The organism is Mesorhizobium sp. M0047, assembly GCF_040323315.1.
Classification (GTDB): domain Bacteria; phylum Pseudomonadota; class Alphaproteobacteria; order Rhizobiales; family Rhizobiaceae; genus Mesorhizobium.
In genome coordinates this window covers 192434-205632 of the sequence record NZ_JAMYUW010000002.1, presented here as the reverse complement: position 1 = coordinate 205632, position 13199 = coordinate 192434, and the positions used below count along the sequence as shown (strand labels likewise).

The 13199-nt window shown below is 63.0% G+C and carries 11 protein-coding genes; all 11 read left to right on the top strand.

Annotated features, from left to right (window positions below; genetic code table 11):
* Window positions 1-164: 164 nt before the first annotated feature.
* The gene (locus NKJ89_RS02740; RefSeq protein WP_502904075.1) at window positions 165-1997 is read left to right on the top strand and encodes a M3 family oligoendopeptidase; all 1833 of its coding nucleotides are present in this window, start codon (window positions 165-167) and stop codon (window positions 1995-1997) included.
* Window positions 1998-2357: 360 nt separating this feature from the next.
* Window positions 2358-3137 (top strand): helix-hairpin-helix domain-containing protein, encoded by a 780-nt coding sequence (locus NKJ89_RS02735; RefSeq protein WP_352599659.1) that lies wholly within the window; start codon window positions 2358-2360, stop codon window positions 3135-3137.
* A gap of 218 nt (window positions 3138-3355) precedes the next feature.
* Window positions 3356-4501 carry an aminodeoxychorismate synthase component I gene (locus NKJ89_RS02730; protein ID WP_352599657.1) on the top strand — a complete coding sequence of 382 codons (1146 nt, stop codon included), beginning with the start codon at window positions 3356-3358 and terminating at the stop codon, window positions 4499-4501.
* Complete coding sequence (locus NKJ89_RS02725; protein ID WP_352599655.1) at window positions 4450-5112, top strand: aminotransferase class IV family protein; 663 nt, start codon at window positions 4450-4452, stop codon at window positions 5110-5112. The genes NKJ89_RS02730 and NKJ89_RS02725 overlap by 52 nt, the downstream gene beginning before the upstream one ends.
* A gap of 14 nt (window positions 5113-5126) precedes the next feature.
* Window positions 5127-5414 carry a YciI family protein gene (locus NKJ89_RS02720; protein WP_352599653.1) on the top strand — a complete coding sequence of 96 codons (288 nt, stop codon included), beginning with the start codon at window positions 5127-5129 and terminating at the stop codon, window positions 5412-5414.
* A complete protein-coding gene (locus NKJ89_RS02715) occupies window positions 5411-6349 on the top strand; it encodes a heme-dependent oxidative N-demethylase family protein (RefSeq protein WP_352599651.1) in 939 nt (312 codons plus the stop codon). Before NKJ89_RS02720 ends, NKJ89_RS02715 begins: the two co-directional genes overlap by 4 nt.
* Before the next feature lie 128 nt (window positions 6350-6477).
* The gene (locus tag NKJ89_RS02710; protein WP_352599649.1) at window positions 6478-7923 is read left to right on the top strand and encodes a homospermidine synthase; all 1446 of its coding nucleotides are present in this window, start codon (window positions 6478-6480) and stop codon (window positions 7921-7923) included.
* Between the two features lie 86 nt (window positions 7924-8009).
* Window positions 8010-8387, top strand: coding sequence for an Omp10 family outer membrane lipoprotein (locus tag NKJ89_RS02705; protein WP_352599647.1), 378 nt, complete (start codon window positions 8010-8012; stop codon window positions 8385-8387).
* Between the two features lie 217 nt (window positions 8388-8604).
* Window positions 8605-10653, top strand: a complete 2049-nt coding sequence (locus NKJ89_RS02700; RefSeq protein WP_352599645.1) for a 5'-nucleotidase C-terminal domain-containing protein — start codon at window positions 8605-8607, stop codon at window positions 10651-10653.
* 136 nt (window positions 10654-10789) lie between these two features.
* Window positions 10790-11854 carry a ferrochelatase gene (hemH, locus tag NKJ89_RS02695; RefSeq protein ID WP_352599643.1) on the top strand — a complete coding sequence of 355 codons (1065 nt, stop codon included), beginning with the start codon at window positions 10790-10792 and terminating at the stop codon, window positions 11852-11854.
* Window positions 11855-11917: 63 nt separating this feature from the next.
* Window positions 11918-13162: an NAD(P)/FAD-dependent oxidoreductase gene (locus NKJ89_RS02690; protein ID WP_352599641.1), complete on the top strand. Its 1245-nt coding sequence runs from the start codon at window positions 11918-11920 to the stop codon at window positions 13160-13162.
* Window positions 13163-13199 lie beyond the last annotated feature (37 nt).

Sequence of the window (13199 nt, the reverse complement as noted above, 5' to 3'; positions counted from 1 at the left end):
CTGCCCGCCCGAGGAATTCTGCCCTGTGGACCATCTTGGCACAGGGTTCTAAATAAGGTTTCAAAAAACCCGGTGAATGAATTCCTTAGGATTTGACCGGCTTCTCGTTTCCCCCTGAATCTTGGCCACGGAAGGTGTCGGCAATGCACATGGTCTCTGGGCACATGGTTTCTGCTCGGCAGCTTGCGGCACCAGCGTCCGGTCAGGGCGCGGCCGAGCTTGGCGACCTGCCGGAATGGAATCTTGCCGACCTCTATGCCGGCATGGACGCGCCGGAACTGAAGCGCGACATCGCCAAGGCCGCCACCGATGCGATCAGCTTCGAGAGCCGCTGGAAGGGCACGCTGGCCGCCGAGGCAGAGCGCGGGGGCGCAGGCAGGCTGGGCGAGGCGCTTGTCGCCTACGAGGCACTGGAGGAACTGATCGGCCGCATCGTCTCCTATGCGGGGTTGGTCTATGCCGGCAACACTGCCGACCCGCAGCGCGCCAAGCTCTATGGCGACATCCAGGAGAAGATGACCGACGCCAGCGCGCACCTTCTGTTCTTCGCGCTCGAACTCAACCTGATCGACGATGCCGCCATCGAAGGCGCGCTCACCGGCGATCCGGCATTCGGCCACTACCGGCCTTGGGTGCTCGATCTGCGCAAAGACAAGCCCTACCAACTCGAGGACCGTGTCGAGCAGCTCTTCCACGAAAAATCTATCACCGGACGCGGTGCCTGGAACCGACTGTTCGACGAGACGATGACCGATCTTCGCTTCGACATCGACGGCGAGGAACTGACGCTGGAGCCGGCGCTGAACCGGCTCCAGGACGCCGATGGCGAGGTGCGTCGCCGGGCGTCCGAGGCGCTGGCCAAGACCTTCCGCAAGAATTTGCGCACCTTCACGCTGATTACCAACACGCTGGCCAAGGACAAGGAAATATCGGACCGTTGGCGCGGCTTCGAGGACATTGCCGACTCACGCCATCTCGCAAACCGCGTCGAGCGCAGCGTGGTGGATGCCCTGGCGTCCGCTGTGCGCGATGCCTATCCACGCCTGTCGCACCGCTATTATGCGATGAAGGCGCGCTGGCTGGGCATGGAAGCGATGAACCATTGGGACCGCAACGCGCCGTTGCCGGACACGCCTCAGGCGATCATCGGCTGGGACGAGGCCAGGAACACCGTGCTGTCCGCCTATCAGCGCTTTTCGCCCGACATGGCGGAGATCGCGCGAACCTTCTTCGACCGCAACTGGATCGACGCGCCGGTGCGTCCGGGTAAGTCGCCCGGCGCCTTCGCGCATCCGACCGTGCCGTCGGCGCATCCCTACGTGCTGCTCAACTACATGGGCAAGCCGCGCGATGTGATGACGCTGGCGCATGAACTTGGCCATGGCGTGCATCAGGTGTTGGCCAGCGGCCAGGGCGCGCTGATGGCCTCGACACCGCTGACGCTGGCCGAGACGGCATCCGTCTTCGGCGAGATGCTGACCTTCCGCTCCCTGCTCGACCAGACCACCGACAGGCGCGAGCGCAAGGCCATGCTCGCCCAGAAGGTCGAGGACATGATCAACACGGTCGTGCGCCAGATCGCCTTCTACGAATTCGAGCGCAAGGTGCACGCCGAACGCAAGAACGGCGAGCTGACCTCCGACAGGCTCGGCCAGTTCTGGCTCGAAGTGCAGGCCGAAAGCCTGGGTCCGGCGATCAAGCTGCGCGAAGGCTACGAGGTGTTCTGGACCTACATCCCGCACTTCATCCATTCGCCCTTCTATGTCTATGCCTACGCCTTCGGCGATTGCCTGGTGAACTCGCTCTATGCCGTCTATCAGAACGCCGAGCGCGGCTTTCAGGACAAGTATTTCGAAATGCTCCGCGCCGGCGGCACCAAGCATCATTCGGAGCTTCTGGCACCCTTCGGCCTTGACGCCACCGACCCCGCCTTCTGGCAGATCGGGCTTGGCGTCATCAGCGGCCTGATCGACGAGCTGGAAGTGCTCGACACTTGAAATGCGGCCCTCAGGCGTCGCCAACAATTTAGATCGAATGCATGTTGGTATCGCTGTATTCTTGCTCCAAATATCTGTTCTTGAAGTACTCTCCATCGAAGTTTTCAGATAGCTTTCCATAAGCTCTATGATAGCCTTCGCTCCAAGCTCAGCCGGAGCGCATGCGGATCGGCGAGGAAAGATCTCAGCCGGCCGTAGCGCTCAGGCGAACGCGACGATGGCCGTTGGCCATGGCAAGCAAGGCCGATTGCTGACAGCTCGAACCGAAGCCGGCTGTTCTGCGAACCGCGGAACCACCATCGAGTAGTCCTTCGCCGAAGGTCATGACCCACGGCAGACGGATCTGACTGGAGAGAGACAATGGGCACTTTTTTCTACATGCTCCTGGCATTCCTGGTTGGCGTGCTTGTGGGCTGGTTCCTGTGGGGCCGCCTCCGCGGTGAGTTGGAGAGCTTGCGTGGCGACATCGACCGCACACGCAGCGAGCGCGACAGGCTGCGCGCCGACAGCGACCGACTGACCGGTGAACTCGATGCATGCGGCAAGACTCGCGCCGACCTTGAGCGCCGGCTGCGTGACGCGCAGGCGACGCCCGCTGCAAGTGCCACGACAAACGCCGCCCCCTCGGCCCTGATGTCGCCCCCTTCGACGGCCAAATCCGCGCCCACAAAGCCGGCGCCTGCCAAGCCTGTGGCCGCAAAGGCAGCCCCTGCAAAGGCAGTGGCTGCGAAATCGGCGGCGCCAAAGGCGGCAGCGTCGAAACCTGCGGTCAAGCCCGCGGCGAGCAAGCCGGCAGCGGCGACCTCGGCAGCCAGGAGTTCGACCGCACCAAAGGCAGCCCCAGCCAGGAAAGCCGCACCGGCACCGGCCAAGCCAGCATCTGGCAAACCCGACAACCTGCGCCGGCTGATCGGCATTGGGCCGGTCAACGAGAAGCTGCTCAAGGCGCAAGGCATCACCAGCTTCGCCCAGATCGCCGGCTGGACAGCCGCCGATATCAAGCGGATCGAGGACGTGATGAATTTCGACGGCCGCATCGCACGCGAGCGCTGGATCGAGCAGGCGAAGCTGCTCGCGGCCGGCAACGAGAAGGAATTCGCCAAGCAGTTTCCAACTGCTGGAACCGCCAGCAACACCTGATTGTCAGGCAATAGCTGAAGATTGCAAACGGCGGCGCCAATAAGGCGCCGCCGTTTGCTTTTTTGGCCTCTGGGTTGGCCCGGAGTCGACCCGATGGTCGGCTCAAAGGTCGGCCCAAGGTCGGCTTTGAGTGGCAGCGTGCCGTTCCCTCGATTGCGCGCGAGCGGCCCCCCATATAGAGCGATCGACGGCTTCATTGACCGCAGCATCCGAGTCCCATGTCCCTGCCCGCCGCAATTTTCCGCAACGACGAAAGCGCGCGCCAGCTCGTTTTCGACCGGCCGGCCGACGTCATCGTGGCGCATGAGGCAAACGATTTCCTGCCGGCGCTGGTAGCTGCGCAAGCCGCGCACGACGCTGGCAAATGGCTTGCCGGCTATTTCTCCTACGAGGCGGGGTATCTGCTCGAGCCGAAGCTCGTTCCCTTGCTGCCTGACGGCCGCCGCGCTCCACTCGTGTGCCTTGGTGTTTTCGATGCGCCAGTTGAAGAGGCGGTGCCGCCGCGCAATACCGTGGCGACCAATGGCCCGATCTTTGACGCCCGCGCGACGTGGTCGCCTAAGGATTACGAGAAGCGGTTCTCGCGGCTGCACCAGCACATCAGGCAGGGCGATTGCTATCAGGGCAATTTGACCTTTCCGGTGCATGCGCAGTGGTCGGGCGACCCGCTGGCCGCCTTCGATGCGCTGACCGAACGCCAGCCGGTAAAGTATGGTGCGCTCGTCGCGCTCGGTGAACCCATCGTGCTGTCGCGCTCGCCGGAACTCTTTTTCGAAATCGACGCCGGGGGCATGATCGAGACGCATCCGATGAAGGGCACGGCGCCCCGCGGCGAGACCAAGGCCGAGGACGAACGGCAGAAGATCTTCCTTCGCAACGACGAGAAGAACCAGGCCGAAAACCGCATGATCGTCGATCTTCTGCGCAACGATATCTCGCTGATCAGCGAGGTCGGCACGCTCGACGTCCCGACGCTGTTCCGCATCGAAACCTATCCGACGGTCCACCAGATGGTGAGCGACGTCAGGGCCAAACTGCTGCCGGGTCTTTCCATCCGTCAGATCTTCGCGGCGCTGTTTCCTTGCGGCTCGATCACCGGCGCGCCAAAGATCCGCGCCATGGAAATCCTGCGCGATCTGGAGGGAACACCGCGCGATGTGTATTGCGGCGCCATCGGCTGGATCGCGCCCGGCGGCGCGATGCGCTTTTCCGTGGCGATCCGCACCATCTCACTCTTTTCCGGCGGCGAGGCCGTCTACAATGTCGGTGGCGGTGTCGTCTTCGATTCGACGGCGCAGGAGGAGTATCAGGAGTGTCTGCTGAAAGCGCGCTTCGCGACGGGAACACCGCCGATTTCCACCTGATCGAGACCATGCGCTGGGAACCCGGCTCGGGCTTCCTGCGCTTGGAGCGCCATCTCGCCCGCCTTTACAGTTCGGCGGTGGAGCTCGGTTTCCGCTATGATCCGGGCAAGGTCGGCGAGGCATTGAGCAGCGCTGTCAGTGGGTCCGTCGTTGCCCTGCGCACCCGCCTCGTCCTGTCGCGCGACGGCGAGGTGACCACCTCGGCACAACCCTACGAACCGCTCGCCGCCGACAAGGTCTGGACGCTCCGGCTGGCGCGAACGAGGCTCGATTCGCACGATACGCTGCTGCGCCACAAGACCAGCCGGCGGCAGCTCTACACCCATGCCCGCGCTGAATATCTTATCACCCAGGCCGACGAGGTGATCCTGGCTAACGAGCGCGGCGAAATCTGTGAAGGCACCATCACCAACGTCTTTGTCGATCTTGGGGACGGCATGCTGGCGACGCCCCGGCTCGACTGCGGCCTGCTGCCTGGCGTATTGCGCGCGGAGCTTCTGGACGAAGGCCGCGCCCGAGAAGCGATCTACAGCTTGGACGATTTGAAATCAGCCAGGGCGCTGTTCGTCGGCAATTCGCTACGCGGACTGATTCCGGCCAAGCTTACCTGAGAGAAGCCCAAACAATGTTTGTCGTCTCGCTGAACTACAAGGTGCCGCTGATCGAAATCGATCGCTTGCAGTCGGCGCACGTGGAATGGCTGAAGGCCTGCTATGCGGACGGCATCTTCGTTGCCTCCGGGCCGAAGAAGCCGAGGACCGGCGGCATCATCATCGCACGGTGCCCGCGCGAGGTGCTCGACGCCGAGCTGGCCGCCGACCCTTTCGCCAAGGCAGGCGCGGCCGATTATGATGTCACCGAATTCCTGGCGAGGATGACCGCCGCCGGCCTCGATCATTTCAAGGAAGCATGAGCTTGGCCGAGGTGCTGCCCGCCCACACGCCTTATGACGGTTCGTCGAAACTCTTCAGCATCGGGCTGAAGCCGCTCGATCCGGCGAACTGGATCGAGGTCGACGATCATCTGCTGCCTTATCTCGCCGAGAAGCGCCGGCTCTACGCGGAAATCCCCGAGCGCGTCTTTGTCGAGGAGGACGGCACGCGGGACGCCCAGCAGGAAGTGCTCCAATTGCTGCGCGCGTATCTGCCCGGGAGATTTCCCGGCATCTATCACCGCACCGATGCGGGCATCGAGGCCGTTGATGCCGCGAACCATCCTTCCATTCCTTCCGGTCTCGGCGATGCGCCGCTGGTCAGGGCTTCGCTGCTGGTCCAGGAAGACCTGATCCTGATGCGCCGCAGCGACAGCGGCTGGCGGCTTGTAGCCGGTTCGCTGTGCTTTCCCTCTTCTTGGTCGCTTCTAGAGAAGTTCGGCAAGCCGCTGCAGGACATCCACGCCCCGGTGCCGGGTTTCGGCCCGGGCACACGTCCGGCCGAGCTGATCAACCGCATGTTCGACGGTCTGCAGGGGCAGGCCGTCGAGCGCTACAACTGGTCGATCCAGTCGGGCGACGCGCTCTACCATCCGCTTTCCGACCTGCAGCGCATCGACCGCGCCACCAACCGGCCGTCGCGCTTTCCCGACGGCGATATCGACGCCCATGCCTTCATCCGCGTCGAGCGTCAGACATTGCGAAGACTGCCTGTCGCACGCGATGTCCTGTTCACCATCCGCATCCATCTCGACCCGCTCGCCGTCCTCGCGCGGCACGCGGATCGGGCAGCGCTGGCTGTATCTTTCGCCGCGCAACTCGAGGCGCTCGATCTCGCCCAGCTCGACTACAAGGGCCTGACCGCAGACCGCGACCGGCTGATCTCAGTCCTTAACCACATGGCCAATGACGGCTAGCCGCTGGTTGGCGCTTTTCGCTGGTTTGTGACAATGATCTGTGATGTAGCGCATGGCCGCCGGGCAAAGATGCCCGGTTTTGTGTGCGTGTTCCCAGTTTCCTGGGCTTTGAAGGAGTGTTCGATAAAATGGCGACCGAAAACTGGCCCGTTTACGGTGAAATCACCGGCCCTGTCGTGATGATCGGCTTTGGTTCGATCGGCCGGGGAACGCTGCCGATGATCGAGCGCCATTTCCAGTTCGACAAGTCGCGCATGACGGTCGTCGACCCGCGCGACACCGACCGCAAGCTGCTCGACGATCGCGGCATCGCCTTCATCCAGGAAGCGGTGACCAAGAAGAACTACAAGGAGCTCTTGACGCCGCTTCTGACCAATGGCGGTGGCCAGGGTTTTTGCGTCAACCTGTCGGTCGATACCGGCTCGGTGGACCTGATGCGGCTCTGCCGCAAGCTCGGCGTGCTCTACATCGACACCGTCGTCGAGCCATGGCTCGGTTTCTATTTCGATGCCGAGGCCGACAACGCCAGCCGCACCAACTATGCGCTCCGCGAGGCGATGATCCAGGAGAAGCACGACAAGCCCGGCGGCGCGACGGCGATCTCCACCTGCGGCGCCAACCCCGGCATGGTCTCGTGGTTCGTCAAGCAGGCGCTGGTCAATCTCGCCACCGATCTTGGCCTCGCGTTTTCAGAGCCTGCGCAGGACGATCGCGAGGGCTGGGCCAAGCTGATGAAGAAGGCTGGCGTCAAGGGCATCCACATCGCCGAGCGCGACACCCAGCGCGCCAAGAAGCCAAAGCCGAGGAATGTGTTTTGGAACACCTGGTCGGTCGAGGGCTTCATCTCCGAAGGCCTGCAGCCTGCCGAGCTCGGCTGGGGCACGCATGAGAAGTGGATGCCGAAGAACGCCAAGAAGCACAAGCATGGCTCCAAGGCCGCGATTTACCTGGAGCAGCCCGGTGCCAACACGCGCGTGCGCTCATGGTGCCCGACGCCCGGCGCGCAGTACGGTTTCCTGGTCACCCACAACGAGGCGATCTCGATCGCCGATTTCTTCACCGTACGCGGCAAGAAGGGCAAGGTGCACTACCGGCCGACCTGCCACTATGCCTACCATCCCTGCAATGATGCGGTGCTGTCGCTACACGAGATGTTCGGCGCCGCCGGCAAGGCCCAGCCTGTGCACCACGTGCTCGACGAGAACGAACTGGTCGACGGCGTCGACGAGCTCGGCGTGCTGCTCTACGGCCACGACAAGAATGCCTACTGGTACGGCTCGCATCTCTCGCTCGCAGAGGCGCGCAAGCTGGCACCCTATCAGAACGCCACCGGCATGCAGGTCACCTCGGCGGTTCTCGCCGGCATGGTATGGGCATTGGAAAACCCGGAGGCCGGCATCGTCGAGGCCGACGAGATGGACTACAAGCGCTGCCTGGAAGTGCAGTCGCAGTATCTCGGGCCGGTCGAGGGCCACTACACGGACTGGACGCCGCTCGATAACCGCCCCGGCCTGTTCCCGGAAGATCTTGACCGGAACGACCCGTGGCAGTTCCGCAACATCCTAGTCCGATAGCGCCCCGCAGGGCATACCGCGCTGCCTTGCAATCGCCCGGAAATCGGGCGATTGAAGGGATGCGGACTGAGGAGAGGATTTTTGAGATGACAATCGCGCGCAAAATGCTTTCGACGGGCGTGGCGGCCGCCCTTGTGACGGTGCTCGCCGCCTGTACGACTGGCGGTCCCGAGGCGCCGCCGATGGCAGCCGCGCCGAAAGGCGTCGAGGGCGCCTGGGTCGATGGTACGGGCAAGGCAGTTTCGACATTCAGCGGCGGAATGTACAAGACGGTTTCCGCCGAAACCGGGGAGCCCTTTGCTGAGGGCAGCTACACCATGACCGGCGCCACCTCGCTCCAGATCAGCGGCACCTCGTTGATCCGCCATACGCCGATCAGCACCAACTGCCTGATGGTGTCTATCAACCAGCTCAACTGTACGGATGCTGCTGGCAAGAACTTCGTGTTTACGCGCCGCAGCTAAGCCAACGCAGATCAGACTTCAAGCAAGGACGGCGGTCAACGGCCGCCGTCCTTTGCTTGCGACTGCGTATTGCGCAAGTTTTGTCCCGACAATACCTCATCGGGATTTCCACTTGCCTCGTCCGGAACGCGATGGGAACATGGTCAAAGCGCCGACTGTTATGTTCCAGTCAAGCAAGAGCGTTAAAGGCCTCTGATCAGCTTTCCGGGAGACGAAGATGAAGAAGCTTGCTGCCGTTGCCGCCCTGTCCGCCTCAGCACTCGGCCTGTCGGCCGGCGCATCCTTTGCCGACTACACTTTGAACATCTTGCACATCAACGACTGGCACAGCCGCATTGAAGGCAACAACAAATACGAGTCGACCTGCTCGGCCGACGAGGAGACCAAGGGCGAGTGCATCGGCGGCGCGGGCCGGCTGATCACCGCGATCGCCCAGGAGCGAAAGAAGCTGGCTGGCCAGAACGTGCTGCTGCTCAGCGCCGGCGACAATTTCCAGGGCTCGCTGTTCTACACGACCTACAAGGGCAAGGTCGAAGGCGAGTTCCTCAACCAGATGAAGTTCGACGCCATGGCACTCGGCAACCATGAATTCGACGACGGCGAAATGGCCTTGGCGCCGTTCCTCGACATGATCGAATTTCCGGTGCTGGGTGCCAATGTGAAGGCCAATGCGCAATCCAAGCTCGGCGACCGGGTCAAGCCGTCGATCGTCGTCGAGGTCGGAGGCCAGAAGATCGGCATCATCGGCGCGATCACCAACGACACGCCGGAACTCGCCTCCCCCGGTCCCAACGTCGCCATCGAGGATGACGTCAAGTCGATCACCGCCGAGGTCGAGAAGCTGAAGGGCGAGGGCGTCAACAAGATCATCGCCGTGACCCATATCGGCTACAAGCGCGAGCGCGATGTCATTGCAAAAATCCCGGGCATCGACGTCGTCGTCGGCGGCCACAGCCATTCGCTGCTGTCGAACACCGACCCCAAGGCTGAAGGCCCCTACCCGACGATGGTTGACAACCCGGACGGCTACAAGGTGCCGGTCGTGCAGGCGGCGTCTTATTCGAAATATCTCGGCGAGTTCAAGGTGGTGTTCGACGACAATGGCGTCGTCAAATCGGCCAGCGGCGACCCCATTTATCTTGACAAGTCGATCACGCCCGATCCGGCCGTGCTCGCCCGCATCAAGGAGCTTGGCGCGCCGATCGAGGCGCTGAAGAACAAGGAAGTGGCCGAGACGACCGACGTGATCGACGGCAGCCGCGAGAGCTGCCGCACGCGCGAGTGCGCGATGGGCAACCTCGTCTCCGACGCCATCCTGGACCGCGTCAAGGGACAGGGCGTCGAGATCGTCATCTCCAATGGCGGCGGCCTGCGCGCATCGATCGACAAGGGCACTGTGACCATGGGCGAGGTGCTGACGGTGCTGCCGTTCCAGAACACGCTGGCAACCTTCCAGATTTCCGGCAAGGACCTGGTGGCCGGTCTTGAGAACGGCCTCAGCCAAGTCGAGGACGGCGCCGGGCGCTTCCCGCAGGTCGCCGGCCTGAAATACGCCTTCGACAAGTCCGCCGCACCCAATGCCGGCCGCGTCAAATCGGTGGAGGTCATGGAAGGCGGCGCCTGGACGCCGCTCAATCCGGACAAGGACTACATAGTCGCCACCAACAATTATGTCCGCCAGGGCGGCGACGGCTACAAGGTCTTCGCCGACAAGGCGAAGAACGCCTACGATTACGGTCCAGGCCTCGAACAGGTGGTTGCCGACTATCTCGGCGCCCATCGACCCTACACGCCGAAGCTCGACGGCCGCATCACCGAGATCGCGGCCGCACCCGCGGCCGAACCAGCCAAGCCGGCCGGAGCAGCTCCGGCGACCCCGGCACCCGCACCGGCTGAAGCTGCCAAGCCTGCGGATGCCGCACCTTCAATGCCTGAATTGCCGGCCAACTCGGGCGATATCGCCAACACTCCGCCGGCCATATCGAGTGAGACGGCGCCAGCCTCGCCGCCAGCGCCGGCCGAACCGGCAAAACCGGCTCAAGTTGCTCCTGCCCCTGCGGCACCGGCACCGATCGAACCGGCGAAGCCCGCCGAGGCCGCACCGGCCGAAAGCAGCCATGTCATCGTTGCCGGCGACACCTACTGGGATCTGGCGGTGAAGGCCTATGGCGACGGCATCAAGTGGAAAGTCATTTCGAACGCCAACAAGGGCTACCAGCCGCGTCGGCTTCCGGTCGGCGCGACCCTGGCCATCCCGCCGAAATAACCGAGCTTCGACGCGTGGACACCGCCGCGCCCCCGTTAACCGGGGCGGGCTTTTCGTTTTCAGGCTAAGGTGCGGCCAGACGCTGCATTGAAAGAGCGCACAAGATGGTTAGGTTCGCGTCTCCCGGAGACCCCCTATGACGCTATCCACCCCCGTCGATCCCAAGGCCGCTAAGGCACTTGGCCCGTTGCCCGCAGGACATCCGCCGGTCAAGGCGGGCAAGATCGGCATCATGCTGGTCAATCTGGGCACGCCTGATGGCACTGATTTCAAGTCGATGTGGCGCTATCTCCGAGAATTCCTGTCGGACCCACGCGTCATCGAGCTCAACAGGGCGATCTGGTATCCGATCCTCTATGGGCTGGTGCTCACCAGGCGGCCGAAGACCTCGGGCGCCAACTATGCCCGGATCTGGAACCGGGAGAAGAACGAGTCGCCGCTGCGCACCTATACCCGAGCCCAGGGCGAGAAGTTGGCCGAAGCGCTGCGCGACCTGCCCGATGTCGTCGTCGATTGGGCGATGCGCTATGGCAATCCTTCGACCGAAAGCGTTGCCCAGCGTCTGGTCGACCAAGGCTGCGACCGCATTCTTTCATTCCCGCTCTACCCGCAATATTCGGCGACGACCACGGCAACCGCCAACGATCAGCTGTTTCGCGCCTTGATGAAGATGCGCCGCGCGCCGGCCATCCGCAGCGTGCCCCCTTACTATGACGAACCGGTCTACATCGAAGCGCTGGCGCGCTCGATCGAGCAGCATCTGGCGACGCTTGATTTCGACCCGGAGGTGGTCATCACCTCCTATCATGGCATCCCTAAACCCTATTTCGAGAAGGGTGATCCCTATTATTGCCATTGCCAGAAGACGACGCGATTGTTGCGTGAGCGGCTCGGCTGGGATGACAAGAAACTGATTATCACCTTCCAGTCGCGCTTCGGCGCGCAGGAATGGCTGCAGCCCTATACCGACAAGACGGTAGAGAAACTCGGCAAGGACGGCGTGAAATCGATCGCCATCGTCAATCCCGGCTTTTCCGTCGACTGCATCGAGACGCTGGACGAGATCGGCCGCGAGGCGGCCGAGAGCTTCCATCATGCCGGCGGCAAGAACTTCGCCCATATCCCTTGCCTCAACGACAGCGCCGAGGGCATGGCGGTGGTCGAAGCGATGGTGCGGCGCGAACTGTCCGGCTGGGTCTAAAGCAAATCTGAACCGGAACAACACAAGCTCCGGGGCGTTAAGGCGCGCCCTCCGGAGAATTCGATGCCTCGCAAGCTCGACCTGAGAACCGGCCGGCCCGTCTGGTCCGCCTATCGCGCGCCTGCGGTGCCGACGGACAGCCTGACCCGGGACGTCAAGACGGATGTGCTGATCGTCGGCATGGGTATCAGCGGAGCCATGATGGCGGAGGCCCTGACGGCGCAAGGCCATGCGGTGATCTGCATCGACCGGCGCGGTCCGCTGAAAGGCTCGACATCCGCGACCACTGCGCTCGTGCAATTCGAGCTCGATCAGCCGCTTTCGACGCTCTCAAAGATAATCGGCAGCGCCGCGGCGAACCAGGCCTGGCGACGCTCGCGGCTCGCCATTTCCAATCTTGCTGCCCGCATCGCCGAACTCGGCATCAATTGTGGTATGAGCCGCACGCCGTCCCTCTACCTGGCCGGCACCTTGCTCAGCCCATCGCAACTGCGTGACGAGGCCGACGCGCGGCGCCAAGCCGGCATCGGCGCGGCCTATCTTACACCAGCGCGGCTGGCGGAAAAATTCGGCATCGATCGCAACAGCGCCATCCTCAGCCATGGCAACATAGCGCTCGACCCGCGCAAGCTGACGGCCTGGCTGCTGCTCAAGGCCCTCAAGCGCAAGGCAGGTCTCTACGCCCCCGCCGAAGCGACGGCGATCATGGACAGCGCCGACGCGGTAGTGGTCGCAACCAGGGACGGCCCGGCCATCACCGCACAACATGTCGTGCTTGCCACCGGCTACGAACTGGTCGACATCGTGCCGGCGACTACCCACCAGATCCGCTCGACCTGGGCTATCGCGACACGACCGCAAGCGCGAAATATCTGGCGGCAGGCAGCCTTCATCTGGGAGGCGTCGGACCCTTACCTCTATATGCGCGCGACGGCCGACGGCCGGGTTATCTGCGGCGGGGAGGACGAGGATTTTGTCGACGAGGCGCGGCGCGACGAGCTGATCGGCGGCAAGAGCGCACGCATCGCCGAGAAACTTGGCCGGATATTTCCGCATCTCGACACCAGGCCTGAATTCGCCTGGACTGGTTCTTTCGGCACCACGACCACCGGCCTGCCCTATATCGGCACCATTCCCAGACACCCTCGCATCCATGCCGTGATGGGCTACAGCGGCAATGGCATCATCTTCTCGCAGATCGCCTCCGAGATTGTCTCGGCATCGATCAATGGGCGGGACGACACGGATGCAAGACTGTTTTCTTTCAACCGTAAGTCGCAACCCGACAAACAATGCATCATCACCTGATTGTAACGCGTCTGAAATACACTTAAGCCTTTGGTGA